Source organism: Streptomyces chengmaiensis (assembly GCF_029846775.1).
Lineage (GTDB): Bacteria > Actinomycetota > Actinomycetes > Streptomycetales > Streptomycetaceae > Streptomyces > Streptomyces chengmaiensis.
In genome coordinates this window covers 13,249-37,377 of the sequence record NZ_JARWBG010000004.1, presented here as the reverse complement: position 1 = coordinate 37,377, position 24,129 = coordinate 13,249, and the positions used below count along the sequence as shown (strand labels likewise).

The 24,129-nt window shown below is 71.4% G+C and carries 22 protein-coding genes and 1 tRNA gene; 8 read left to right on the top strand and 15 right to left on the bottom strand.

What is annotated here, in order from left to right:
* Positions 1-22 precede the first annotated feature (22 nt).
* Positions 23-1,597, top strand: a complete 1,575-nt coding sequence (locus tag QCN29_RS05015; protein ID WP_279926472.1) for a tyrosine-type recombinase/integrase — start codon at positions 23-25, stop codon at positions 1,595-1,597.
* 251 nt (positions 1,598-1,848) lie between these two features.
* Positions 1,849-1,983: a DLW-39 family protein gene (locus QCN29_RS05010; protein WP_003958712.1), complete on the top strand. Its 135-nt coding sequence runs from the start codon at positions 1,849-1,851 to the stop codon at positions 1,981-1,983.
* Between the two features lie 110 nt (positions 1,984-2,093).
* Here QCN29_RS05010 and QCN29_RS05005 read toward each other — a convergent pair whose 3' ends face one another.
* Both QCN29_RS05005 and QCN29_RS05000 read right to left on the bottom strand, forming a co-directional pair.
* A complete protein-coding gene (locus QCN29_RS05005) occupies positions 2,094-3,458 on the bottom strand; it encodes a serine/threonine-protein kinase (RefSeq protein WP_279926471.1) in 1,365 nt (454 codons plus the stop codon).
* Between the two features lie 48 nt (positions 3,459-3,506).
* Complete coding sequence (locus tag QCN29_RS05000) at positions 3,507-4,052, bottom strand: helix-turn-helix domain-containing protein (RefSeq protein WP_240136991.1); 546 nt, start codon at positions 4,050-4,052, stop codon at positions 3,507-3,509.
* A gap of 176 nt (positions 4,053-4,228) precedes the next feature.
* Here QCN29_RS05000 and QCN29_RS04995 point away from each other — a divergent pair.
* Positions 4,229-4,301 (top strand) — tRNA-Ala (locus QCN29_RS04995).
* 294 nt (positions 4,302-4,595) lie between these two features.
* Here QCN29_RS04995 and QCN29_RS04990 read toward each other — a convergent pair.
* Both QCN29_RS04990 and QCN29_RS04985 read right to left on the bottom strand, forming a co-directional pair.
* Positions 4,596-5,450 carry an aquaporin gene (locus tag QCN29_RS04990; RefSeq protein WP_279926470.1) on the bottom strand — a complete coding sequence of 285 codons (855 nt, stop codon included), beginning with the start codon at positions 5,448-5,450 and terminating at the stop codon, positions 4,596-4,598.
* Between the two features lie 43 nt (positions 5,451-5,493).
* Positions 5,494-5,808, bottom strand: a complete 315-nt coding sequence (locus tag QCN29_RS04985; RefSeq protein ID WP_240139716.1) for an ArsR/SmtB family transcription factor — start codon at positions 5,806-5,808, stop codon at positions 5,494-5,496.
* A 79-nt stretch (positions 5,809-5,887) separates the two neighbouring features.
* Between QCN29_RS04985 and QCN29_RS04980 the strand changes: the two genes are divergently transcribed.
* The gene (locus QCN29_RS04980) at positions 5,888-6,307 is read left to right on the top strand and encodes an arsenate reductase ArsC (protein ID WP_279926469.1); all 420 of its coding nucleotides are present in this window, start codon (positions 5,888-5,890) and stop codon (positions 6,305-6,307) included.
* A 242-nt stretch (positions 6,308-6,549) separates the two neighbouring features.
* On the opposite strand, the gene QCN29_RS04975 is transcribed toward QCN29_RS04980, so the two are convergent.
* From QCN29_RS04975 to QCN29_RS04950, 6 genes are read right to left on the bottom strand one after another with little or no spacing between them, the layout of a single operon-like run.
* Positions 6,550-7,440: an MBL fold metallo-hydrolase gene (locus QCN29_RS04975; RefSeq protein WP_279926468.1), complete on the bottom strand. Its 891-nt coding sequence runs from the start codon at positions 7,438-7,440 to the stop codon at positions 6,550-6,552.
* 41 nt (positions 7,441-7,481) lie between these two features.
* Positions 7,482-8,813: an aspartate kinase gene (locus QCN29_RS04970; protein ID WP_279926467.1), complete on the bottom strand. Its 1,332-nt coding sequence runs from the start codon at positions 8,811-8,813 to the stop codon at positions 7,482-7,484.
* A 14-nt stretch (positions 8,814-8,827) separates the two neighbouring features.
* A complete protein-coding gene (locus tag QCN29_RS04965; RefSeq protein WP_279926466.1) occupies positions 8,828-10,054 on the bottom strand; it encodes an MFS transporter in 1,227 nt (408 codons plus the stop codon).
* A complete protein-coding gene (locus QCN29_RS04960) occupies positions 10,051-11,331 on the bottom strand; it encodes an ATP-grasp domain-containing protein (protein ID WP_279926464.1) in 1,281 nt (426 codons plus the stop codon). The genes QCN29_RS04965 and QCN29_RS04960 overlap by 4 nt, the downstream gene beginning before the upstream one ends.
* A 59-nt stretch (positions 11,332-11,390) precedes the next feature.
* Positions 11,391-12,614 carry an aminotransferase class V-fold PLP-dependent enzyme gene (locus QCN29_RS04955; RefSeq protein WP_279926463.1) on the bottom strand — a complete coding sequence of 408 codons (1,224 nt, stop codon included), beginning with the start codon at positions 12,612-12,614 and terminating at the stop codon, positions 11,391-11,393.
* Positions 12,615-12,625: 11 nt separating this feature from the next.
* Complete coding sequence (locus QCN29_RS04950) at positions 12,626-13,795, bottom strand: fatty acid desaturase family protein (RefSeq protein ID WP_279926461.1); 1,170 nt, start codon at positions 13,793-13,795, stop codon at positions 12,626-12,628.
* A 282-nt stretch (positions 13,796-14,077) separates the two neighbouring features.
* On the opposite strand from QCN29_RS04950, the gene QCN29_RS04945 reads away from it, so the two are divergent.
* Positions 14,078-14,761 carry a response regulator transcription factor gene (locus QCN29_RS04945; RefSeq protein ID WP_279926460.1) on the top strand — a complete coding sequence of 228 codons (684 nt, stop codon included), beginning with the start codon at positions 14,078-14,080 and terminating at the stop codon, positions 14,759-14,761.
* 833 nt (positions 14,762-15,594) lie between these two features.
* On the opposite strand, the gene QCN29_RS04940 is transcribed toward QCN29_RS04945, so the two are convergent.
* The 4 genes from QCN29_RS04940 to QCN29_RS04925 all read right to left on the bottom strand — a co-directional run bounded on the left by QCN29_RS04940 (position 15,595) and on the right by QCN29_RS04925 (position 20,093).
* Positions 15,595-16,584 carry a transketolase family protein gene (locus tag QCN29_RS04940; protein WP_279926458.1) on the bottom strand — a complete coding sequence of 330 codons (990 nt, stop codon included), beginning with the start codon at positions 16,582-16,584 and terminating at the stop codon, positions 15,595-15,597.
* Complete coding sequence (locus QCN29_RS04935) at positions 16,581-17,411, bottom strand: thiamine pyrophosphate-dependent enzyme (RefSeq protein WP_279926456.1); 831 nt, start codon at positions 17,409-17,411, stop codon at positions 16,581-16,583. The genes QCN29_RS04940 and QCN29_RS04935 overlap by 4 nt, the downstream gene beginning before the upstream one ends.
* A 70-nt stretch (positions 17,412-17,481) precedes the next feature.
* Positions 17,482-18,744, bottom strand: a complete 1,263-nt coding sequence (locus QCN29_RS04930; RefSeq protein WP_279926454.1) for an MFS transporter — start codon at positions 18,742-18,744, stop codon at positions 17,482-17,484.
* The gene (locus QCN29_RS04925) at positions 18,744-20,093 is read right to left on the bottom strand and encodes an ATP-grasp domain-containing protein (RefSeq protein ID WP_279926452.1); all 1,350 of its coding nucleotides are present in this window, start codon (positions 20,091-20,093) and stop codon (positions 18,744-18,746) included. Before QCN29_RS04925 ends, QCN29_RS04930 begins: the two co-directional genes overlap by 1 nt.
* Before the next feature lie 183 nt (positions 20,094-20,276).
* On the opposite strand from QCN29_RS04925, the gene QCN29_RS04920 reads away from it, so the two are divergent.
* The gene (locus tag QCN29_RS04920; protein ID WP_279926450.1) at positions 20,277-21,338 is read left to right on the top strand and encodes a saccharopine dehydrogenase NADP-binding domain-containing protein; all 1,062 of its coding nucleotides are present in this window, start codon (positions 20,277-20,279) and stop codon (positions 21,336-21,338) included.
* A gap of 158 nt (positions 21,339-21,496) precedes the next feature.
* On the opposite strand, the gene QCN29_RS04915 is transcribed toward QCN29_RS04920, so the two are convergent.
* Positions 21,497-22,174, bottom strand: a complete 678-nt coding sequence (locus QCN29_RS04915; RefSeq protein ID WP_279926448.1) for a DUF5324 family protein — start codon at positions 22,172-22,174, stop codon at positions 21,497-21,499.
* A gap of 283 nt (positions 22,175-22,457) precedes the next feature.
* Here QCN29_RS04915 and QCN29_RS04910 point away from each other — a divergent pair, with 283 nt between their 5' ends.
* Together QCN29_RS04910 and QCN29_RS04905 are read left to right on the top strand one after the other, a co-directional pair.
* Positions 22,458-22,991: a peptidylprolyl isomerase gene (locus tag QCN29_RS04910; protein WP_279926446.1), complete on the top strand. Its 534-nt coding sequence runs from the start codon at positions 22,458-22,460 to the stop codon at positions 22,989-22,991.
* Between the two features lie 142 nt (positions 22,992-23,133).
* Complete coding sequence (locus QCN29_RS04905) at positions 23,134-24,030, top strand: rhomboid family intramembrane serine protease (RefSeq protein ID WP_279926444.1); 897 nt, start codon at positions 23,134-23,136, stop codon at positions 24,028-24,030.
* The last annotated feature ends 99 nt before the right edge of the window (positions 24,031-24,129 follow it).

Here is a 24,129-nt window from a genome sequence, read left to right as displayed (position 1 = left end):
ATATATAAGGAGACACGAAGCGGTGGGATACGCGGAGAAGCGCGGCACGTACTACCGCGGGCGCTACAAGATCGCGCCCGGCAAATACGGCACGGTCAAGGACGACCAGGGCCGGACGGTCAAGTTCAAGGGCAAGCGGGAAGCCGAGCAGGCGGCTGATGCGGAAGAGGCAAAGGTCCGGGACGGCACCCGGAGGGACCCGTCGCTTGGCGCGGAGACCTTCGGCGAGTACGTGAACCGGTGGTTTGAGGACATCGAGCTGGCCGACACGACGATGCAGAACTACCGGCGAGAAATCGAGACCCATCTCCTGCCGGAGTTCGGGGAGCGCCCGCTCAATCTGATCCAGCCGCGCGACATCACCGCGTGGGAGCGGAAGCTGAAGGAGGCCGGCTACGCGAAGGAGAGCATCAAGACCTATCGGGCCAGGCTCCACCTCATCCTGGCGGACGCCGTGGAAGAAGGGCTGATCCCGTCCAATCCGGCTGCCCGGCGACGAGGGCGCGGCAAGCGGGCAGGGCGGTCCGGCCACCGAGGCCCGGAGAAGGTGATCACGTCGCCGCTTGGGATCCTGCTGATCGCCGAGCGCCTGGCCGTGCTTTCGGGGCGGGATGACGAGTTCGTGGCCGCTGTCCTGAAGGGCTACACCGGGATGCGCTTCGGAGAGATCGTCGGGCTGGAGAGGACGTTCGTGCGGCGCCGGGCCGTACGCGTCGAGTGGCAGCTCGTGGAACTCGACACCGGCGAGCTGGTGAGTTGTCCCCCGAAAGACGACAGCTACCGGACGCTCGACACTCCGGAGTGGCTCGATGCCCTGGTACACGGCCACATCGCGAGGGCCAGGCCCCGGCCGTGCCCCTGCCACGGACACACCTATGTCTTCAGCAGCTTCGGCACGGTGCGCCGATGGGGCAGGAACGGACAGCCCACGGTGGAGGATGTCGCCACGCTGGCGGGCGTCAGTCACGGGACGGTGTCGAACGTCCTGAACCGCCCGGCTGTGGTGGCGGAGGAGACCCGCCTCCGGGTCACTCATGTCATGGCGGAGCTGGGCTACCTGAGAGGGCGGACGCCGGAAGAGACCGCAGCGCACTGGCGGAGGAAGAGCTTCGCTTCCCGCCTCTTCCGCCCAGCAGTCACGGGCCAGTACGAGAAGGTGGGGAGCCGCCCCGGCCATCCGGTGCCGGTGCGGGCGGATTCATGGATGGCGGGCACCTTGGTCCAGGGGCGGGGCGCCTCCGCGCGTGCCACCGTGTGCTGGGTGCCGATCGCGCAGGGCCTCACGCCGCACGGGCTGCGCCACTCTCACCGGACGCACATGGAGGACCTGGGGACGCCGAAGGTCCTCATGGACGAGCGTATGGGGCATATGGACGGATCGGTCTCCGCCAGGTACGCACACGTGACCGACGAGATGCGGCTCCGGCTGATGGCGGGGCTGACGCGGAGCTGGGAGGCATCGTTGGATGCTCGGCTCGCAATGTGCCCGCGCTCTTCCGTGGCCGTGCTCGATGCCCTGCTTCAGGCCCGCGCAGCTGAAGTTTTCTCCCAGATTTCTCCCAGCGAAGGAGGCGAAGGCGGTCTGAAACGTCTATGACCTGGGGAAATAGGCTGTGGGGTTGAGATAAGCCCATGCCTGATAAGGATGAGGCCACAGGTTCAAATCCTGTTAGCCCCACAGTGACGGTCGGCCGGACGGAGATTCTCCGTCCGGCCGGTGTCGTTTCCGGCTGACGTCGGTGATCAGGGCGTCAGTTGGCGCGGATACAGGTCACCGAACGGTATCGATCGGTGTGTATAGTCGGGCGCCAGTAGTCCTCATACGTCAAGGAAAGACGAGGTCGCGCGGTGAAGAAGCTTCTCCTGGTCGCACTGGCCGCCATCGGCGGGCTCCTCGTGTACCGCCAGATCCAGGCGGATCGCGCCGAGCAGGATCTGTGGACGGAGGCGACCGACTCCGTGCCCGCAGGTTCCGGTGTGTGAGACACAGCGTTCTTGGATCGAGAGCCCCGGTCGTGGAAGCGGCCGGGGCTTTCTGCCACCCACATTTCCTTGCTAAAGCAAATTTCTTGGTTGCTTTAGTGAATCGCTGATCAGAGCTGGGTCAGCGCCCACAGACCCAGGGCGAAGCAGAGCAGCGCGACGATCACGACGGGAACAGTGATCGCAGGCGGAGGCCCCGGGCGTCGGATGCGGCGGCCGTGCCGGGGGCCGCGGGCCGTGTACGGGCGGGTCGGGGCGGCGGTCGGAGCCGGAGGCGGGGGCAGGGGCGGCTCGGGGCCCGACTGCGGTGCGGGTGGTTCGGGCTGGGCCGGCTGCGGGGGCTGTACGGGCTGCGGGGGCCGGGTCGGCGGCGGGGTCGGCTGGGCCGGGAGCGGCGGCGGGGCGGCGGGCGGCTGTCGCGGCGGTGGCGGGCACGGAGGCAGGGTCCCGGTGCGCGCCGGCGAATACGGCTGTGAGCCGGGTTCCTGAGGCCTCGGCGGCATAGGGGGCGGGTTGGACGGAGGAGAGGGCGCCCCGGAACCCGGCGCATGGCGGCCGGGCGCCTGGAGCGGCGGGGGCGCCTGGAGCGCTCCCGCCAGGGGGCCGTCCGGACCGAACCCCGGTGGCAGCGGGCCGATTTGGTCGAAGACCTCCACCGGCTCCTCGTCGTCCCCGCTCTCGGGAAGCAGCTCGACGGCCGTCGCCAGCGCCTTGCGTGCGCCCGTCGCCGTGCGGAACCGGTCCTGCGGGTCCGGCTGCAGCAGTCCGGCGAGCACCTGCCACAGCGGCTCGGGGACGCCCTCCGGGGGCCCGGGCGTACCGTGGTCGGTGAAGTGGCGGGCCAGCGCGTCGGCGTCGGGCCGCTGCCCGCTCAGCAGATAGAGCGCCACCAGGCCCACCGCGAAGAGGTCGGCCGTGAAGTCCGGCTCCGCGCCGAGCATCTGCTCGGGGGCGAAGTAACCGGGCGTCCCCATCACATAGTTGGTCTCGGTGAGCCGCGGCTCGCCCTTGCGCATGGAGATCCCGAAATCGGACAGCCGCAGATGCGGCCGTCCGGCCCCGGTCGCCTCCAGGAGGATGTTGGCCGGCTTGATGTCACGGTGCACGACGCCCTCCGCGTGCACGGCGGCCAGACCGGCCAGCAACTGGTCGAGCAGGGTGCAGACCAGGCGCGGCGGGAGCGGGCCGTAGTCGCCGATCACATGGGCCAGCGACCCCCCGCTCACCAGATCCATGGTGAACATGACCTTGTCGTCGTCCGCCGCCCAGCTCGCCGGGGCGAGGACATGCGGATGGTCGATGCGCAGGGCCTGCTCGCGTACGAAGCGCAGCAGTGTATGGGCGTCGCTCTGCTGGAGCACCTTGGCCGCCACATAGCGCCGTCGCCGGCGGTCCCAGGCGCGCCAGACCGCGCCGACGCCGCCGCGGCCGATGGGGTCGACCAGTTCGTACCGCCCGGCGAAGACCTCACCCATCGCGCTGCGCCCGCTCCCAGTCCTGTCGTGGAGGCGTGCCGCCCCCGGTCAGCTCTGGTGCGCCTCGTAGTGCGCGACCGCCTCCGCGGTGCGCCCGGCGCCGTACACCCGGAGGAACTCTGCCAGTTCCGGGTGGGTCGGGGCGAGAGAGTCCGCGGCATCGATGATGTCGCCGGCGGCCGAGACGGAGCGCAGCAGCGACTGGATCTCACGGACCACACGGCGCACGGTGGGAGCTCCGGAGCTGTTGGCAGACTGGCTGGGGGCGGTCAGGACGGAGCCGCCCTGGGACTTTTTGATCTCCTCCATCCGGTCCGTGGCCTCGACCGCGCTCACGCTGCCGTCGGCGACCTGCCCCGCCAGCTCCTGCAGCGCCTGCACCCGCTGCACCACCGCGGGATTGCCGATCTTCGCCCGCTGTCCGCTCATCAGCTGTGACAGCATCGGCGCCGACAGTCCGAGCACCGCCGCGAGCCGGGCCTGATTGAGCCCGAGATCATCGATCAGCCGCCGGAAGAGCGCCCCCAGCGGCTCCCCGTACCAACTGCGCTGCAGCTCTCTGGCTCTGGCGGTCGTGTCCTGTGCGGCATCCATAGCGTCTCCCCATCGCTTCCCCAAAGCGGCTTCGCTGCTGCGAACCTAGACGAGCATCCTACGGAGCGTGGTCGTGGGGCGGGAGTCCCAATCCCTTTGCGGAATCCCCGGGGGTAACCGGTACTCTGTTCTGCGGCGGCGGTCCGGGGCCTTCCTGGGGCTGCGCCGACCCTTCCGGGGCCTTAGCTCAGTTGGTAGAGCGCTGTCTTTGCATGGCAGATGTCAGGGGTTCGACTCCCCTAGGCTCCACATATTTGCACCCCCTGAACTGCGGAAACGTGTTCAGGGGGCATCTTTTTATGCCGACGTGTCAGCGCAGCAGTGCTGGCGCAGGCCCTGGTGGCCCCATGCCTGCAGGGGTTGGGGCAGTGGCTTCTCCCCTGACAGATCCCCATGGTCCGCACGTGACCAGTGTGCGGCGACGGTGGGTTCGGGCCGCGCGGTTCCGTGGCACCAGGAGGCGAGGCCATCCAGTACCCGGTCGGCGACGGGCCGGACGCGCGGGGCGCGGATTCGCCCGGAAGGCGCCCGGGGGCGCGCCGGTCACGGTCGTGGTGGGGGGAGAGGATCCCCGGCCCCGGTCCCAGCACCGGCGTCGGCGTCGGCGTCGGCCCCGGTCGCGGTCGCTCGGGGGGCCGCGGCCTTGGCGGGTACGAAGATGGCGGCGACCAGGGCCAGGCCTGCGGCGGCGCCGACGAGTTGGGCGGCGATGAACGCGGGTACGGAGGCGGGGGCGATGCCCGCGAAGGTGTCCGTGAACGCCCGGCCGACCGTCACCGCGGGGTTTGCGAACGACGTGGACGAGGTGAACCAGTAGGCCGCGCCGATGTACGAGGCGACGGCGACCGGGGCGAAGCGCAGCCGGTCCGTGCGCGCGAGGCCGAAGATCAGCAGAATCAGTCCGGCCGTGGCGACCACCTCGCCGAGCAGCAGGTGCCCGGCCGAACGGTCGTGTGTGGACCACTGCACCAGCGGCTCGCCGAACATGGCGTCGGCCAGCACCGCGCCCGCGATCCCGCCCACGATCTGCGCGGGGAGGTACACGGCGGCCTCATGGGCGGTGACCCCGGCGCCGCCACGGCGGGAGGTCCACCACTCGGCCAGGGTGACGGCCGGGTTGAAGTGCGCCCCGGACACCGGTCCGAGCAGGGCGATCAGGACGCCCAGGCCGAAGACGGTGGCGGTGGAGTTGGCCAGCAGCTGCAGGCCGACGTCCTGGCTGAGCCGGGTGGCCTGGATGCCGGAGCCGACCACGACCGCGACCAGGGCCGCGGTCCCGGTGAACTCCGCCGCGGCCCGCGCGGCCAGCGGAGCGCGGGCCGGGTCCGTGCCAGCGGCGGGCTGCGGCGGGGCAGGGCGTATGGCGTTCTCCGCCGCGGTCTCGGGGCTGGCGGTCACAGGGGTCTCCTCGGTGGCGGGTGCGGGCGACGGCGCACGGGGATCAGGGGCAGGACCGCTTCAGGTTCGCCGCGGCGGTGGCGCGCGCGGTCTCCGCGAGATCGGTGAACTGACCGGCGAGGGAGGCGATGACGTCCGGACGGAGCCGGTAGTAGGTGAACCGGCCGCATGGCTCGGTCTCCACGACCCCGGCCTCGCGCAGCACCTTCAGATGGTTGGAGAGATTCGTCTGCCGCGCGCCCGTCTCCTCGACGAGGTGCGTCGTGCAGAGCGTCTCGCGGGCGAGGAGGGTCACGATCCGGAGCCTGAGCGGGTCGGCCAGCACCCGAATCAGTTCAGTGTCGACTGACGTCATCATGGGCTGATACTGTCACATCACCCGGGGCTGACACCAGTTCAGGGTGACCTAAGACCCCGGTTGACCTAAGGAAGCACCCATGTCTGCCGCCCCGCTCGCCTCAGTGCTGTTCGTCTGCGTCCACAACGCCGGCCGTTCCCAGATGGCCGCCGGGTTCCTCGGCCATCTCGCGGGCGACCGGATCGAGGTGCGTTCCGCCGGCTCCCTGCCGGCCGACCGGGTCAACCCGGCCGCGGTCGAGGCGATGAAGGAGGTCGGCGTCGACATCGCGGACCAGCAGCCGAAGGTCCTGACCGTCGAGGCCGTGCAGGCGTCCGACTACGTCATCACGATGGGCTGCGGCGACGCCTGCCCGGTCTTCCCCGGCAAGAAGTACCTCGACTGGGCCCTGGAAGACCCGGCCGGCAAGGGCGTCGACTCCGTCCGCCCGATCCGGGACGAGATCAGGAACCGCATCGAGGCACTCGTCGCCGAGATCGACGCCCAGCGGGGTGAGTGATCCCGGCCGCGCCGTCAGGGGGCGGCCGGAGCCGGAGCGGCAGGAAGGGCGGCAGGGCAACCCGGGCAGATGACGCCGCCACTCGCTCAGGGTGATCCGCGGCTGCGCGGCCGACGGCCATCTGTCCCGACCGACGCCGGGCCCGTGCTCCGACCGACGCCCGGCCCGTGCTCCGACCGACCCGCGGAGCACGGGCCCCGGCGCCCCTGCCGACGCTGCGCCCTGCCGACGCCCGGGCCCGGTCAGCGCCGGGCGTCCAGCGGCTCTCCCAGGACTTCGCCGTCCAGCTCGGCGTAGGCGCGCCGCAGGTTGCCCACGGTCCGCTCAGGGCCGGCCGACAGGCGTCGAAAGTCGCCCGGGTCCGCCGCCCGGGCCGCCTGGAGCGGCGTGAGCTCCTGTGACCAGCCTTTTAACGCGACGGACTGGATCCAGCGCAGATAGGCCTCGGTCTCGTCGAACGCCTCGGGACCGCAGACCCGGCCGTGGCCGCAGACCACGGTGCGCGCCCCGAGACCGCGCAGCGTCCCGACGGCGCGGAGCATGCCCTCGACCGACCCCAGCACGGCGGACGGCGCCGTCCCGTGGGACACGACGCCGCCCGCGAAGAGGAGTCCGTCACCCGGGAGCCAGGCGGCGACGTCATGGGCGGTGTGCGCGGGACCGCAGTACAGGAGCTCGATCCGCCGCTCACCGCAGTGCACCGTGAGCCGGTCGTCGAAGGTCACGGACGGCAGGGCTGCGCCGGTGTCCCTCCCCGCACGGGCCAGGGTGTGCGCGATGACTGCCGCGCCGGGGAAGGCGGCGCTGCCGAAGGGGTGGCCGCCGCAGTCGTGGGTGCTGACGACGGTCCGGACCGGGCCGGCGTCCAGCGCCTCGACGGCCCCGGCCAGCATCCGCGCGCGGGCTTCGGGCACGGCGGCTCCGATGACGGTCACCCCGTCGGGGCCGGCGACGACGCCCGCGCTGTACGGGGTCCCGCCACGGTTCGGCTCGGTGTACGCGAACACGCCGTCGGCGAGCCCGGTCAGATACGGCAGCCGGTCCCCGGCCTCGGCCCGGTCGGATGCGGCGACCCGAGGCAGCAAGGGCACGACGGTGGAGCGTGCGCCGCGGCGGGGTTCCGGTTCTGGCATGACTGGCCCTTTCCGACGGGCTGGTGTGGGGTGCGATGCGGTCAGGGCGCCGGAGTCAGCGCGTCGAGTCGGCCGCTCTCCCCTGATTCCGCTGACCCCGCCCCGGGCGCCGCCGCACCGAGCAGGAACTCCTTGTGCAGGGCGGACACCGCCCGCGCACAGTCCGCGTCCCGTACGGTCGCGGAGATCCGCGCCTGCGAGGTGGCGATGGAGAGCGGCTCGATCCCGGAGGCGAGCAGCGCCGTCAGCATCCGGCCCGCACACCGGGGATCACTCATCAGACCGGCGCCCACGACCGAGACCTTCGCCACGCGCGCGTCGACGGCCACCTCGCAGGGAAACGCGGTGAGCACGTTCATCGCGGCCTCCACGTCCTTGCGGGCCACGGTGAAGTCCCAGCCGTGCCGCCCCGAGCCGTCGGTGAACCGGGTCACCACATCGACGGTGACCGCGGCGTCGGCGAGCATGGAGAAGCCCTCCGCCCCGAACGGCGGGGCGTCGGGCGAGGCGGCGCCCATGGTGATCCTCGCGCTGTCGGGGTCATGTGCCACAGCGATCACTCGGTCGTCGGTTTCCAGCATCTGGGTTCCCTTCCAGTCCGAGACCACCACGGTCCCCGGGCGACGGTTGAAAGCACTGCGTACATGGATGTCCACGCCCGCGCGTCCGGCCAGTTCCACCGCGCGGGTGTGCAGCACGCGGGCGCCGGCGTAGGCCATCTCGGCCATGACGCTGTTGCGGACGGCGGGGATCAGCCGGGCGTCGGGCACCAGGCGTGGATCGGCGGAGTGGATTCCGTCGACGTCGGTGTAGATCTCGCAGGATGCGGCGTCCAGCTCGACGGCGAGCGCCACGGCCGAGGTGTCCGAACCGCCCCTGCCGAGGGTGATGACGTCTCCCGCGCCGTTCACCCCCTGGAAACCGGCCACGACGGCGACCTGACCGCGGGCCAGGGCCCGGGCCACCTCCGTGGCGTCGATCCGCGCTATGCGCCCGTCGGTGTGCGCTCCGGAGACTTCGAAGCCGGCCTGGCGTCCCAGCAGGGAGAGCGCGGATACGCCCATGCCGTCCAGTGCCATGGCCAGCAAGGCGGCCGATCGCGCCTCTCCGGTGGCCAGCAGCTGGTCGAGTTCCCTGGGCGGAGGCGCCGCGGCGGCGGTGAGCGCTTCCTCGACGAGCCGGTCGGTGGAGTCTCCTCGTGCGGAGACGACGACCACGGTCGCGAAGCCCCCTCGGCGCACCTCGGCGACTCTATGCGCGGTCTGGGCCAGCCGCTCGGGGGTGGTGCCCATCGACGTCCCGCCGAACTTCAGGACACGGATCGGCTCTGCCGTGCCGTACGGACGCCGAGCCGCGGAGCGAGCGGTTTCCATCGGATCATGCCCTTTCAGGAGTGCGCCGGTGCTTTCGCCGGCTCTGTGGAGGTGACGTTGGCGAAGGCCGCCATGGCGGTGAAGTGGCGGCGGAACACGACGACGAGGGCGACGACGGCCAGCGCGGCGGCGGCGCCCCCGAGGAAGGAGACCGGGCCGAGGCCGGCGCCGACGAGGGCGAGGCCGGCGACCACGGCGAGGGATTCGGCGAGGCCCCATACGAAGGTCAGCGTGCCGATGGCCAGCGCGGGCCGGCCGCCGGAGATGCCCACGGCGAGCGTCTGGTAGACCGGCCCGTAGATCATTTCGCCGAGCGTGATGCCCAGCACGGCCAGCAGCATCGCCGGCAGGCCGGCGCCGGCGGCGACGAGCAGGGCCGTTCCGGTGCCCAGGGCCAGGTTGGAGAGCACCACGAGTGCCGGTTCGCCCAGGGTGCGCGACCATCTGGTGACCAGTGTCTGCAGGAGGACGATGGCCACGCTTCCGGCGGCGAAGAGCAGCCCGACGCTCCGGGCTCCCAGCAGCGGGGTCGCATGGGCGGAGAACACCCCGTAGAACTGTGCATAGGCCACGGTGGTGAGGAAGTTGGCCGCCAGCAGGATCGCCACCGTCCTTCTGCCGGGTGTGGCGGGCCGGGCAGCGGCCGGTGCGCCGGCTGCGGGCGCACTCCGTCCGGCCAGTCGGGCGGCCAGCAGGATGCCGACCGCGGCGAAGCCGATCGGGGCCAGCGCGTAGAACCGCTCCGAAGCCGTGTAGGCAAGCGAGGAGACCAGCGGAGCCAGGCCGCCCGCGGCGTTCAGCGCGATGTTCTCGTAGGAGAAGGCTCTGCGCGTCTGGGTGGAGTCGAACTGATGGACGATAAGGGTCAGCTGGGCCAGTGTGGCGAGTGAACAGGCCAGGCCGAACACCGTGGAGAGCAGCAGCCAGCCCGCCAGCGAGCGGACGGAGAGCAGGCCCATCAGACACATGACGGCCGCGGCCGCCGCGATCGCGGCCTGCGAGCCGATGATGAAGTTCCGCTCGCTGCCCGGCCGCATGGCCTTGACGAAGGCCAGCGAGCCGAGCCGGTTGGCGAGGACCGCCGCCCCGACGATCAGCCCGACGCCGCCGGCCGTGAACAGCCCGCTGTCGAGCAGCCACACGGGGAAGAAGGGGTAGAGCACACCCCATGCGCCGTAGCTGAAGAACCGGAGGGCGTAGGGCGTCCAGCCGCCCGGCGGGGTTCTCGGCCGGCCGGTCATGACGTCGGCGTCCAGGCCGGGCGGCGCGGGCCGGCGGCGGTGTGGACGACGATGCCCTCCATCTCCCGCCGGATGTCCTCCGTGGGACCGGTCAGCACGCCGACCCAGGCGCTGTCGCCGGTGCCCGCCGCGTCGACCCGCCCGCCGTCGCGGACGACCTGGGTGTGCAGGCAGCGTCCGCCGGGCGGCACGGACACCGATGTGACCACGGCTTCCCGCTCCAGGCCGTAGTAGTACGCCGTCGTGGAGCGGGGCGCTGCTGCGGAGCCGTAGGCGGGCGCCGGGCTCGTCGGCACGTCCGGCAGGCCCAGGGTCACCACATGGGCGAGGATCTCCGCCGGATCCAGCGCGTAGGCGAGGGCGAGCTGTTCGACATGGCCGCCCCCGCCCAGCCGCCCGGCGTTGGCGTCTATCAGGAACGCCTGGTCCCCGGAGCCCGCGGAACCCGTGGGGTCCCCCGGCACGAGGAACTCGCTGTGGAAGTATCCCTGCGTCATGCCCGAGCGTTCTGCCAGCGCCGTCACGGCGGCCCGGCACCGGTCCCTGACCGCGGGGGACAGCCGGTCGTCCGCGGGCAGCAGATTGCTGATCTCGGTCCATGCGATCCGGCCGCGCAGGGAGAAGCCGATGAAGACGACGCGCCCCTCCTCCACATACCCCTCCAGGCTGATCAGCTGCCCGCGGACGTCCGCCTGCAGCACCCACGGATAGCCGTCGTCGTCGGGCATGCCCGATGCCGCCACCGCGTCGCGCACCGTCCCCGCGGTGGCGTCCGGGGGCAGCCGCACGACGCCCTGGCCGCCCGCCTGCTCGGCGGGCTTCAGGATGTAGCCGTGGGGCGCGGGGGTCACCGCGGCCGGGTCGACGGCCGAACGCCGCGCCTCGACGGCGGTGAAGCGGGCCGTCGGCGGGCAGTGCTCGGGGATGATCCGGGCGACCTCGGCCTTGGAGGCGAGACGTGCGGCGGCCGGATCGGGCCGGCACAGGCCGTACGCCGCCGCCAACTCCTCGATCAGCGGGAACTTCTCGTCGAACAGGCCGGTGATCGCGAAGGCGTCCTCGGTGATCGCCGGATGCTCCGCCAGCAGGCGGAGAACGGCGGCGCGGTCCTCGATGTCGACCGGGAAGCAGGCGCTGCCGCGCAGAGCCGCCGCGGACTGCGCCGAGAAGTCCGCCGGGTCCAGCAGGAACACCGGCTCGTACCCGGCGGTGCGCAGCGCCTGAGGCAGGTACTTGAGACTGACGGCGTTGACCCCGAGGATGATGATCTTCTTCATATGTGCTCTCCCTTCAGTTGCCGCTCAGTTGCCGCGCCGACGCGTCACGCGGGTGAGCGTCAGACGGACCCCGTCGTGGCCGCGGCGGGCATGGGGGCCTTGGCGGTCGCGCGGCGGCTGATCCCTTCCAGCGCACTCGCCCCGTAGTCGATCTCCTCGCGGGTGGTGCGCGGTCCGACGGCCAGCCGTACGGCCGCGGGAATGCCTGCGCGGAGCAGATGGTGCGGGGTGTGCGCACCGTCGATGAGCCAGCAGGCGACCCCGGCCCAGCACAGCTGCGACCACAGGTCCTCGGCGGACAGCCGCTCATGGGTGACGCAGAGGATTCCGGCGTGGTGCGTGCCGGCGGTGTGCACCCGGACGCCCGGGATCTGCCGCACCCGCTCCAGCAGTTCCCGCGAGAGGTCGGCGATGCGTCCCCAGTCGTTGTGCCGGGCCTGCCTGAGCGCGGTGTCCAGACCGACGAAGGAGGGCACGGCCTTCTCGCCGAGCTCGAACCGCCGGGCCGTGCCGGTCAGCCGGCGGATGCCGTCGTCCTCGCCGAACGCATGGGTGTGCACATCGACGCTGACCGGCTCGGCCACGGCCCGGAACCGCTCCGACATCACGGCGAAGCCGGTGCCGCGCGGGCCCAGGAGCGCCTTCTTGCCGGTGGCGGTCAGCAGGTCCACCGGGGTCGCGGTCAGGTCGAGAGGGATCAGCCCGGCCGACTGGCAGGCGTCGACGGCGAGCAGGGTGCGCCGCCCGCGGACCAGATCGGCCAGCGGCGCCAGCGGGGTGACGGTCCCGGTGCACGAGGGCACATGGGTCACCGAGAACAGCGCCACATCGTCGGTGAGATGTCGGCAGCACCAGTCGAGGTCGACGTCCCCGGCCGGGGTGAGCGGCACCTCCTCGATGGCGAAGCCGGCCTTCTTCTGGGCGTTCCGCAGCAGGAGGAGGTTGCCGGCCCACTCGTACGGCGTCGTCCACACGGTGTCCCGTTCCGTGAGCGAAATGGCGGCGACGGCGGAGTGCCAGGCGCGGGTCGCCGAGTCCGACATCGCCACGTCGTCGGCGGAGCAGTGGAACAGCTCGGAAACGGCCTGGTACACGCGGTCGTTCAGGACATCCGTGTACGAGCGCTCGGCGAAGTACGAGCCGACCGCGGCCTCCAGGGCGAGGAAGCCGGCCACCGCCTGTCTGGTCTCCGGGCTCTGCAGCCCGGAACCCGCGGTGTTCAGATAGGAGTTCCACAGAGGGGCGCGGGGGGCGTTGCGGGGGGTGCGGGGTCCCGTGGACACAGGGTCCTCCTTCAGCGGTTCCGGGCGGCGGAGGCGTGGGCGAGGGTGAGCACCTCGGCGAAGGTGGACGAGGCGGTCCGGGGATCTCCGCCCGCGCGGCGCCAGGCCCGGTACTTCGTGGCGTAGCTGACCAGGGTCTCGGAGCCACTCCGGCCGCGCCGGCGGGTGATGACTCCGCCCCAGAGGGCGTCCCATCGGGCGTAGGTGACGTCGTCGAGCAGGATGCGGTGGGCGCGCTTCATGTTCCAGAACGGGATGCTCATGTTCAGGTGGTGCACCAGGTGGTAGTTGTCGTGGTGCCGCCCGAGCAGGTAGTTCTCGATCGCCCAGCCATGGCGGTTCCTGGTCATGAGCAGCTGGGCGCGCTCGCTCTCGGGCATCGGGTAGTGCTCGGCCAGCTCCGAGAGCCAGCCGACGGCGATCGCGGTCGTGAACAGCGGGACGAGCCAGAACAGCACCAGGAGGTGCCACGTTCCGGTGGCGATCACGACCGAGGCGAGAGCCAGCCACTGGACGGCCAGGACCACGCGTTCCGTCGGCAGGCCGACGGGCATGGAGACATTGGTCTTCGGGCCCTTGTAGAAGATGCGGTCGCGGACGATGTACCTGATGTACGAGGCCGTGCGCAGTCCGAGGACGGCCAGCAGGATGTTCTCCAGGAAGAACCGCCGGTCCGAAACCCGGGGGTCGTACAGGCCGCATTCGAGGTGGAACTGGTAGTCGGGATCCTTCTCGGGGTCTCCGAGATAGCGGTGGTGGAATCCGATGTGGCTGGTGCGGTACGGCGTGTAGAGATGGAACACCAGGTACCCGGCGAACACCGTCCCCAGCATCAGGTTGAGGAGCTGGTTGCGGGCGAGCACCTTGTGGGACGACTCGTGCAGCAGATTCACCAGAGCGCGCTGGGTCGAGCCGATCACGATCAGCGCCGGCGGATAGAACCACCAGGAAACCTGCAGGCAGGCCCATATCGCCGCGGCCACGACGGCGTAGTCCGCGAGGATCGCGACGGGGGCGTGCCAGTTGTCGAGCTTCCCCAGAGGTCTCAGACGTCTGCGCACCTCGGGGGCGATGCGGCTGAAGTCGTAGTCGACGTGTCCGCCGTCGACGTGCCCGCTGTCGACGCGCCCGCCGTCGACGGGTCCGCTTGTCTTCTCGATGGTGTGAACCGGTGTCGCCATGGTCCCCTCACTCCTGCTGTCGGGTCATCGCGGTCTGCGATCAGGAACGTAGGAGCCGGAACGAACCGGCGGGCGGGGTCTACGACTTGAGTCACATGGGGCCGCCCCCAAAGGCACAGCCTGCTCCAACTCCCGTTGAAGCCACGGCGGGTGGCACCCGGGCAGTCCGGTCGGAGCCACTTGACATACTCCGCCGCGGGCGAGTGACACGGCCTTTGGACGTCGGCCAGCCTGCTCTGCGACAGAACGGATCCGTCCTGCGAGACAGGAGCAGTCCCTGCCATGTCCGGTACGTCAGTCCGCGTCCTGATCGCCGATGAAAACAGCCTGCTGCGTGAGGCCCTGTGCCTGCTGCTGGACTCGCAGCCCGACATCGAGATCGTCGCCCAGACCGGGGAGGTGGCCGAGCTTGCGGGACTCGTCGCAGGCACCCGGCCCGACCTTGTGCTCTTCGACGTCCACATGGCCCCCGCCGCCGACCGGGAGGCGATCGTGAACCGCCTGCTGCACGGCGTGCCGGCCACCCGGGTGCTGATCATGAGCATGCTGGACCACCCCGGCCTCGTCCGGTCCCTGCTGGACCTGGGCGTCCAGGGCTACCTCCACAAGAGCGTCGGCTACGCGGCCCTGGTCGCGGCGGTCCGCGCCCACCGCGGCCCGTACCAGACGGTGGCGGTCCCGATGCGCCAGGCCCGGTCGCGGGCCTCGTCCGGTCCCGCCCTCTCGGACCGGGAGGCCGAGGTGCTCACCCTGGTGGCGGTGGCCCTCAGCAACCGCCAGATCGCCCTGCGGCTGGGCATCAGCGAGGGAACCGTCAAGCGGCATCTGAGCAATGTCTTCGCCAAGCTGGACGCGGTCTCCCGGCTGGACGCGGTCAACAAGGCCATGTCCCTGCGGCTGATCGACTCGTCCGACCAGCCGCCGCTGCGGCCCCGTACGGCCGACAGGCCGCTTGCCGCCGCATAGAAGGCGTGCCCGGCGGATCTTTCCCCTCCCCGCCCCTTCCCGAACTGGGGCTCCGCCCCAGAGCCCGCTCCTCGCTCTCCCCCAGCTGCCTTCCCTCGACTCCTCTGGGGGCGCCGACGGGCGGTGTCCCCAGGGGTTACCCCACGGAGGTGTCCCCAGGGGACTGGATGTCCAGCCCCCCCCGGCGGTCGAGGACACCACGGCAGGCGGTACCGGGGGCTGACGCACCAAGATCCGACCGGACTGGCCCCACAGGGCAGAACACCCAGGCCGCAGAACCGATGACGGGACCTCCTGGTGCATTCCAGGAGGTCCTTTCGGCTTTCCCGCCTCGCCGGACCGCGTCGTACGAGCAGGACTTGTACGGGCAGGACTTGTACGGGCAGGGCCCGTGCACGGCCCCACGCCCCATACGGCCGCGGCCTCCCGCGGAGACGGCCCGTGCGGAAGGCTGTGCGGACCGGCCGTGCGGGGACGGCCTGTGCGGCCCGGCTCGTGCGGACACGGCTCATGGGACGGGGCCGTACGGAGACGGCCCGTGCGCGCGGGGGCTATGCGGACACGGTTCGTACGGACGGGCCGTGCGGACGGGGCTCGTACGGGCGGGCTGTGCTGAGAGGCCGTACGTGACGGCCCGTGCGCGGGGGCTATGCGGGCGGCCGTGTGGACACGGGCCCTGTCGGTGGAGGCCGACACAGACCGCAGGAGCGGGGCCGCACGCCGCGGGCACCGCAGGCCGAGACGGGCAAGGCCCCTGCCGGCCGAGGTCTGCGTGTCTCGGTCTTCAGGGGCCGTGTCCTGCGGTCCGCGGCGGTCACGCCGCCCAGCGCGCCCTACGCCAGCGCCTTGAGCGCCTGGGCGACCGCGTTGGCCGCGTTGACGCCGGCGTGGTGCAGCAGATACTGCTCCCCGCCGACCAGGTCGTAGTGGACGTCGGGCACGCCGATCCGCCGCACCGGCGGACCCCCTATCTCGGCGACCACCTCGCAGACCGCCCCGCCCAGGCCGCCCACGGCCCGGTGGTCCTCGATGGTCACCACCGCTTCGGCGCGGGCGCAGGCGTCGACGACCGCCTCCCGGTCGAGCGGCTTGACCGTGTGCATGTTGAGATGCCCGGCGCTCACCCCCTGCTCTGCGAGTTCCCGGGCCGCCTGCGCGGCGACCAGGTTCGGGTGCGGACCGGTGGCGATGAACACCACCCGGCCGGGCTCCCGCAGGACGCGGGCCCTGCCCAGGACGAAGTCGGTGCGCTCCTCGTAGAGCGCCGGCGTGGCCTGCCTGCCCAGCCGCAGGTAGGCGGGGCCGGGATCCTCCGCGACGGCCACCGTGGCCTGAACGGCCTCCCAGGCGTCACCGGGCACGACCACCGTCATGTTCGGCAGCAGCCGGAGCGCGCCGATGTCCTCGGTCGAATGATGGGTGGGGCCGTAGTGGCCGGATGCGAGACCCCCGTGCGTTCCCACGATCTTCACCGGCAGATTGGCGCCGGCCACATCGACCTTGATCTGCTCGTAGGCGCGGGCGCTGACGAACGGGCTCATCCCGGTGGCGAACACCGGCCGGGCGGCCACCGTCATTCCGGCCGCGACACTGATCATGTTCTGCTCGGCGATGCCGAGGTTCACATGCTGGCGCGCCAGCGCCCCCGTGAAGGACGCCTCGTAGTCCATGTCGACGGTCAGACACGCCAGGTCCGGGTTCTCCCGCGCCAGGGCCAGCAGCATCATGGCGTGGGCTTCGCGGCTCTGGAGCGCCGAGCGGTTCTCCCAGACGTGGTCGAAGACGTCTGCGACGGAGCGGTGTGCGGTGAGTGCGGCGCTCATGCCCGCTCACCCGCCAGCGCCGCGAGGGCCAGCCGTCGTGCGGCCTCGTCGAGGGTGGCCGAATGGCTCTTCTTCGTGTCGTGCAGGCCGGGGACCCCACGCGCCTTGATCGTGCGGGCGATGACGGCCGTCGGCCGGCCCGGCTCGACCGGCGCGTTGAACGCGGCCCTGATCTGGTCGTGGTCGTGTCCGTCGACGGTGAGCACGCGCCAGCCGAAGCCGGCCCACTTGTCGGTCAGCGGCTCCAGCGACATGCAGTCCTCGGTCCTGCCGCTGATCTGCCAGCTGTTGCGGTCGACGACGGCGATCAGGTTGTCGGCGCCGTGATGGGCCGCCGCCATCGCCGCTTCCCAGTTCGAGCCCTCCTGCAGCTCGCCGTCGCCCAGGATCACAAAGGCCCGCTTGTCGTGCCCGTACCGCCGTCCGGCGAGGGCGACCCCTAGCCCCAGCGACAGCCCGTGCCCCAGCGAACCCGTCGAGAACTCCACTCCGGGGAGGCGCTTCATCGGGTGGCCGGCCAGCCGGCTGCCCTGCTCGGCGTAGCTTGCGCACTCCGCTTCGGAGATCGTCCCGGTCGCGGCGAGCGCCGCGTACAGCGCCGCGCAGGCCTGCCCCTTGCTCAGGATCAGATAGTCGCGATCGTCCGGCGGCCCCTCGTCCGCGGGCTGCCGCAGCACCTCGCCGTACAGCACGGCGAGCAGGTCGGCGATCGACATGCTGCCGCCGATGTGCACGCCGTTGGGCGAGCCGCTCATTTCGATGATCATGCGGCGGATGTCCACGGCGAGCCGTTCGGCCGCCTTCCGCGGTGGCGCCTGTGTGAGCATGCTTGGTCCTTCCAGAGCTGTCTGATGGTGCCTGCCGGTGTCCGGCGCGGTCCGCGGCGCGTCGCTACCGCTAGATCAGCGCGGCGGGGGTGGGCGGAGCCTTCTCGACGCCCCAGGTCCGGGGCGAGTTGCTGATGGCGGCGGTGGCCAGCAGGCCGGCCAGCAGCACGCCGCCGACGAGCGACCACGACGCGACCGGGCCGAGCACGCCGATCAGCGGCAGGAAGATCAGCGGCGCGAGCACCACGCCGAGGTTGAAGTGCGCCGTGTAGAAGCCCATGTTGCGGACCTGGAGCCGGTCCGGGCTTATCGCGCTGATGTGGTCGGGCATGACCGGGTAGACGATCATCTCGCCGAGCGTCCACACGGCGGTGGCGACGAGCAGCAGCCAGGTGTGGTCCGCCGCGAGGCCCATGAGGGCGAAGCCGGCGACCGCGCAGCCGTAGCCGATCAGCAGGGTGGCACGACGGCTGAGCGTCAGCATGGCGTGGTTGAGGGCGATCTCGCAGGTGATGATCAGGAAGGCGTTCACCGCGAAGACCGCGCTCGCCCAGCCGGCCGGCTCGTCGAGTGTGTGGATCACATACACGCTGACCACCGTGGAAGGCAGCGCGTAGGCGAGATGAATCGGTGTGGTCGCGGCGAGGAAGCTCCAGAAGCGCACTCCGGGCCGTCCCGCGTCGCGCTCGTCGCCGGCGGCGGCCCGAGCCCCGGTGCCGGCGGAGCCCCGGCCCGCGGCGATCCGTGCGCGCGCCAGGATGAACGCCGAGGCCAGATAGCCGATCGCGGTACCCCAGGGGAGCAGGGCCGGGCTGACGCTGAACAGGATTCCGGCCAGCACCGGCCCGATGCCCATGCCCGCGTTGATCGCCAGTCGCACCGCCGAGAACGCGAACCGCCGCTGCGCCTCGGGCATCACACGGGCCACCAGCGTGTACGCGATCGGATTGACCAGCTCGTAGCAGAAGCCCCAGAGCGCGGTCAGCCCGACGAGCATCCACAGTTCGCTGGTGACCGAGATGGCCAGCACGATGCCGGTCACGGCGGCGAGGCCCATGACCGCGAGCCGCTTCTCCGGTATGCGGGCCGCGAGCGCCCCGCTGAACACCCCGGCGAGCAGCGCGCCGATGCCGAACACGCCGACGATCAGGCCGATCAGGTCGACGGTCAGCTCTTTGCGCTCACTGGCGAGGTACACGGCGTAGAAGGGGTACAGCACGACCGAGCAGCGCGACACGGTCACCGTGGCCAGCAGTCCGCTGATCGGCCGCAGCCCCGCGATGTTCTCCCGCAGACCGGGTTTCGTCGGCTGAAGCTGTTCCGGGCCGGACATCACACGACTCCGCACGCCGTCCGCGCGCCGAGGGGCTGGACCTCGTAGATCGCTTCGCGCACGGACTCGATGAATCGGTAGTCCTCGTCCACGACGGCCTGGTCGGCAGCGGTGAGGAACACCCGCACCGGGCTGGTGAGCAGGTCATGGGTCGGCACGATGACGTCGCCGGGCTTGCGCTTGAGCGTGAGGTCCGCCACCGACGGCCGGTTGCGGATCTCTTCGACCACCGCCTCGTTGACGGAGACCACCCGGCCGGACAACGTCGTCGGCGTGTTGTAGACGACTGCGGGCTGGCGCTTGTCGTACACGCCGCCGCCGTAGCGGGCGAGGAACTGCTCGGGCCGTACGTAGGCCAGCGCCGTCAGGTCGGCGCTGTTCACGCCGAGGCAGGCGTCGTGGAAGGCGGGGTGCAGATGGCCGTTGACCCTGGCGCCCACCTCCACGAGAGCGGGACCGTCCTGGGTCATCATCAGCTCGGTGTGCGCCGGGCCGTTGCGGATGCGCAGGACGTCGAGCATGGCGCGGGTGTAGTCGATCAGCGCGACCGCCGTCGGGTCGGTCGGCGACACCAGGATGTCGCGGTTGTAGATCGGCTTTCCGTTGGGCAGCAGTTGCTTCTCGTACTGCCACACACCGCAGACGTAGGCCCGGCCGTCGACGCTCACGGTGTCGACGATGTACTCGGTGCCCTCGAGGAAACTCTGCACCAGCACCTGGGTGTTCGCACCGTTGAAGACCGTGGTGCTGTCGAGGATGGCGGGGAACGCCTCGCGCAGCGCGTCGGCGTCACGGCAGATGAAGACCCCGTCGGTCGACGCGGACGACAGCGGCTTGGCCACGCACGGCCAGTATCCGCTGCCCTCGGCCCAGGCGACGGCCTCCTCGGCGTCATCGGTGACCACCTGGTCCGCGGTGCGCAGCCCCGCGGCGGCGACCGCCTCGATCATCTTGTACTTGTCGCGCCGCGCCTCGGAGTACGCGGTTCCGTTGCTGCGCAGCGCCAGGGCCTCGCTCAGCCGGTCCGCGAGCAGCACTCCCGGCTCCTGGCCGGGGATGACGAACCGCGCGTCGATCTCCTTGAGCGCGCGCTCGGTGCCGCCGTCCGGGTCGTACACCAGCCAGTCGCGGTAGCGGGTCCTGTCCCACGGCTGCATGCGCGCTATCGGTTCCGGCGAGCTCTGCACATGGACGACGTCGATCCCGAGCCGGTTGAACGCCTCCGGCAGGTAGTTGCCGGTCCCGTACGCGTCGACCAGGACGCCGACCGCGCGTCCGGCGTCGGCGCGCACCGCCCTCCCGGAGCGGTTCCACAGCTCAGATCGCCTGTCCTCGGCCAGCTCAATCATCGCGTCCTCACCATCCCTGCTGTCGCGTTGCCGCGGTCTGCGGACGAGTGACGAACGTAGAAGTCAGGACCCGGCGGAGGGCGGGGTCTACGACTTGAGTCACATGCGGTCACCCCCAAAGGCACACCGCGGGCCGGCGCCCCAACTCCCGTAGCGGACAAGCACGTCCACTACGATCGCCGTATGACCACAGTGCTGATCATCGGCGCAGGCGACATGGGGGAGCGGGTCGCGGACGGACTGGCCGCGGGCGGGCGGGTCGGGCGTCTGCTGGTGGCGGGCCGGTCATCCGCGCGCGACGCCGTGGCGGCGACCGTGGCCAGCGCCCGGGACTGCCGTGTCGAGGCGGTGCCGCTCGATGCGTCCCGGCTGGACGAGGTGGCCGGGCTGCTCACCGCCACCCGCCCCGACCTGGTCGTGCACTGCGCCTCGATGCGCAGCCCCTGGGCGATGTCCGGCCGCTCCGATCCCGCCGCCCGCGCCGTCACCGCCGCCGGTCTCGCCCTGCGGCTGCCCTATCAGCTTCCGCTCGTCCTGAACGTCATGAGGGCCGTGCGCGCGGCCGGCCACACCGGACCGGTGGCGAACCTGTCCTTTCCGGACGTGACCGGTCCGGTCCTCGCCCGACTCGGCCTGGCGCCCGCGGTCGGCCTGGGGAACGCCGCCATGATGCAGTTGCGGGTGCGCGCCGCCCTGCGCGCCGCACACCCGGACCGGCCCATGCCGCTGATCCGCGTGCTCGGGCACCACGCCCAGGTGTTCGACGTCATGCAGGCCCGGCGGCCCGCCGACCCGCAGCAGCACTGCCGGGTCCATCTCGGCGAGGACGGGCAGCGGGACGACTCGCTCGCCTACCAGGCGCCGCCGCTCGCGCCCGGACCGCGCTACAACGTCGTCACCGCGGCCGCGGTCATGCCGGTCCTCGAGGCGCTGCTGCCCGGGGCCGGTCCGCTGCGCCACTCCACGGCGGCGCCGGCCGGGCTGCCGGGCGGCTACCCGGTCCGCATCGCCGACGGCTCCGTCGCCCTGGATCTCCCGCCCGGACTCTCCGAAGCCGACGCGATCGCCTTCAACGAGCGCATGGCCGCCGGCGACGGGGTCGACGGCATCGACGACGACGGCACCGTCCGCCTCACCGCGGCCGCCCGCCGGGCCGTCGCCGAGATCGCGCCGGACCTGGCCGACCCCATCGCGGTGGACGACCTCGCGGCTCGCGCGGCCCGGCTCGACGCGGTACTCGCCTGACGGCTGGCCGTGCGGTCGACGGGGCTCCGCCCCAGACCCGGTGTACGGCCTTCGGCCGTGTCCTCGATCGCCGGACGGGCTGAATTCGGCGCAGCCGGCAGCCGGGGGAGATCGCGGCCCGGACGCGGGTGTCCGGGGGCGGCGCCCCCGGAACAAGCTCAGCCGCGCTCCTCGTCGGGTGACTCCGGCTCGGCGTCCGCACCCCGTTCGCTGCCGTCGACCGAGGTCACCCGGCCCCGCTCGTCGACCTCCGTGGCCGCGGGCGGCTCCACCAGCCAGTCGGGGTTGGCCTGCTTGTCCCACCACTTCCAGACGGCCACCGCCCCGCCGAACAGCACGCCGAAGACCGCGAACCCCTTGGCGAGACGCCCGGCCCGGGACCGGCGCTCGTGCTTCCTCGCCAGCTTGTGGATCTCCTGCGCGGTCACCGGGCTGCGCAGCGCCGCCAGTGCGGCGGCCGAGCGGGCGGCCGCCTCGTGGCGCACCGGCTGGGCCACGGCCCTGGCGTGCTCGATGCGCGGCACGGTGTAGTCCGCCGCCTGCCGTGCCGCCTTCCTGGCCTGCGCGGCGGCCCGGTGCGCCGCCTCGTCCATCCGGGGCGGGACATGGGGGGCGACGCGCGTGCCGTACTGGATACGGGCCTGGCAGGCGGCCTCGTGCGCTGCCAGGGCGAGCTTGGGCCCGTACCTGGCGCGAGCCTCGTGCGCATAGAGCTGCGCATAGTGTGCCGCCTGGTCCTTCGCCGTGCCGGCGTAGGGGGCCACCGCTTCCGCGGCGTGCCGGACACTGTCCTTCGCCGCAGTCGTCGCGGTGCGCACGCTGTCCTTGCGGGTCACAGGGATCCTCCTCCTCGGTGGCGTGCTGGGCCTGGTGTTCGTCCCGATTTCCATGGAAATACGGCTGTCCGTCCGTTGAGAATCATGCCCGCTGCCCCCGCCCTCGGCATGCGGTACGGGCATCCGGGTCACGCACCCGCGCCGGCGGGGCCTGTGCACGCGGGGCGCGCTCCGGGACGTTCGCAACCCCCGGGTCCCCGCGGCGGGCCGGCGCATGCCCCCTTCTCGGGCCCTTCCGTGCGAGGATCGTCGCAGGAGTCAAGGGGACGAGGGAAGGCAGACCGTGGCCGAGCAGCTTTACGCCACTATCAGGACCAGCCGGGGCGACATCGAGCTGAGGCTCCTGCCGAACCACGCGCCCAGGACGGTCAAGAACTTCGTGGAACTGGCCCAGGGCGGCCGCGAATGGACGCACCCGGCGACCGGCAGGAAGTCTTCGGACCGGCTCTACGACAGCACCGTCTTCCACCGGGTGATCAAGGGCTTCATGATCCAGGGCGGGGATCCGCTGGGCAACGGCACGGGCGGCCCCGGCTATGAGTTCCAGGACGAGTTCCATCCGGACCTCGCCTTCGACCGTCCGTATCTGCTCGCGATGGCCAACGCCGGCCCGAACACCAACGGTTCGCAGTTCTTCATCACGGTGGCCCCGACCGCCTGGCTGACGCGCAAGCACACCATCTTCGGCGAGGTCTCCACCGACGCGGGCAGGAAGGTCGTCGACGCCATCGCGGGGGTCGAGACGGACCTGCACACCAAGCGGCCGGTCGAGGACGTCGTGATCGAGTCCGTGGTCGTGGAGACCCGCAAGAGCTGACGGCCGGGCGCTGCGCTCCGAGAGGCGTGGGCTGACCTGCGGGTCCCGATTATCCACAGGGGAACCAAAACGCCCCGTCCATCCGTAAGGATGGACGGGGCGGTGTGTTGAGCCCATAAGACCGGCGGAGATCGAGGGGACCATGGACCAGGCACCAGGCAGCCCGCAGGAGCCGCAGGGCACGCATGGCCTGCCGAGCTGCTACCGGCATCCGGGCCGGGAGACCGGCATCACCTGCACCCGCTGCGAGCGGCCGATCTGCACGGACTGCATGGTCAGCGCCTCGGTCGGCTTCCAGTGCCCCGAGTGCGTCAGGACCGGTTCCGGCACGGGCCACGCGCCGGGCGCCGACCGGCCGCGGACGGTCGCCGGCGGAGCGGTGGCGGCCGATCCGCATCTGATCACCAAGATCCTGCTGGCGGTCAATGTCGCCGTCTTCATCGCCGTCCTCGCCGTCGACGATCTCGTCTACCGGCTGACGCTGATCGGATTCGCCATCGACCCCCGCCTCGGCGAGGTGGTCGGCGTCGTCGACGGCGAGTGGTACCGGCTGATCACCTCGATGTTCCTGCACGAGCAGTTCTGGCACATCGGCTTCAACATGCTGGGGCTGTGGTGGCTCGGCCGGCCCCTGGAGGCGGCCCTCGGCAGGGTGCGCTATCTGGCGCTCTATCTGCTGTCCGGCCTGGCCGGCGGTGCGCTGACCTATCTGCTGAACGCGCCGAACCAGCCCTCGCTCGGCGCATCAGGGGCGATCTTCGGGCTCCTCGGCGCGACCGTCGTGCTGATGCGCCGGTTCCGCTACGACATGCGGCCGATCCTGGTCCTGCTGGCGCTGAATCTCTTCATCACCTTCCGCTACCAGGACATCATCGCCTGGGAAGCCCATGTCGGAGGCCTGGTCGCAGGTGTGATCATCGCCTACGGCATGATCCACGCCCCGCGTGCCCACCGCAGTCTGGTGCAGGCGGTCACCTGTGGAGCAGTGCTGCTTGCGAGCCTCGTGATGGTGGTCGCGCGGACCATGGCGCTCAGCTGAGCGGGATCTTTCCCCAAAGTTGTCCACAGCGTGTGCCGGATCCGGTGCACGCCGTGGAGAACGCCCGTACCCCGGGTCACTGGCCCGGGGTACTCCCGC

Bases quoted from the DNA above. Each gene is read 5' to 3' on its own strand.
- QCN29_RS05005 (WP_279926471.1), bottom strand. From the start codon at position 3,458: ATGGGTGAGGTCTTCGCCGGGCGGTACGAACTGGTCGACCCCATCGGC.
- QCN29_RS05000 (WP_240136991.1), bottom strand. From the start codon at position 4,052: ATGGATGCCGCACAGGACACGACCGCCAGAGCCAGAGAGCTGCAGCGC.
- QCN29_RS04985 (WP_240139716.1), bottom strand. From the start codon at position 5,808: ATGATGACGTCAGTCGACACTGAACTGATTCGGGTGCTGGCCGACCCG.
- QCN29_RS04980 (WP_279926469.1), top strand. From the start codon at position 5,888: ATGTCTGCCGCCCCGCTCGCCTCAGTGCTGTTCGTCTGCGTCCACAAC.
- QCN29_RS04975 (WP_279926468.1), bottom strand. From the start codon at position 7,440: ATGCCAGAACCGGAACCCCGCCGCGGCGCACGCTCCACCGTCGTGCCC.
- QCN29_RS04970 (WP_279926467.1), bottom strand. From the start codon at position 8,813: ATGGAAACCGCTCGCTCCGCGGCTCGGCGTCCGTACGGCACGGCAGAG.
- QCN29_RS04965 (WP_279926466.1), bottom strand. From the start codon at position 10,054: ATGACCGGCCGGCCGAGAACCCCGCCGGGCGGCTGGACGCCCTACGCC.
- QCN29_RS04960 (WP_279926464.1), bottom strand. From the start codon at position 11,331: ATGAAGAAGATCATCATCCTCGGGGTCAACGCCGTCAGTCTCAAGTAC.
- QCN29_RS04950 (WP_279926461.1), bottom strand. From the start codon at position 13,795: ATGGCGACACCGGTTCACACCATCGAGAAGACAAGCGGACCCGTCGAC.
- QCN29_RS04945 (WP_279926460.1), top strand. From the start codon at position 14,078: ATGTCCGGTACGTCAGTCCGCGTCCTGATCGCCGATGAAAACAGCCTG.
- QCN29_RS04940 (WP_279926458.1), bottom strand. From the start codon at position 16,584: ATGAGCGCCGCACTCACCGCACACCGCTCCGTCGCAGACGTCTTCGAC.
- QCN29_RS04935 (WP_279926456.1), bottom strand. From the start codon at position 17,411: ATGCTCACACAGGCGCCACCGCGGAAGGCGGCCGAACGGCTCGCCGTG.
- QCN29_RS04930 (WP_279926454.1), bottom strand. From the start codon at position 18,744: ATGTCCGGCCCGGAACAGCTTCAGCCGACGAAACCCGGTCTGCGGGAG.
- QCN29_RS04925 (WP_279926452.1), bottom strand. From the start codon at position 20,093: ATGATTGAGCTGGCCGAGGACAGGCGATCTGAGCTGTGGAACCGCTCC.
- QCN29_RS04920 (WP_279926450.1), top strand. From the start codon at position 20,277: ATGACCACAGTGCTGATCATCGGCGCAGGCGACATGGGGGAGCGGGTC.
- QCN29_RS04905 (WP_279926444.1), top strand. From the start codon at position 23,134: ATGGACCAGGCACCAGGCAGCCCGCAGGAGCCGCAGGGCACGCATGGC.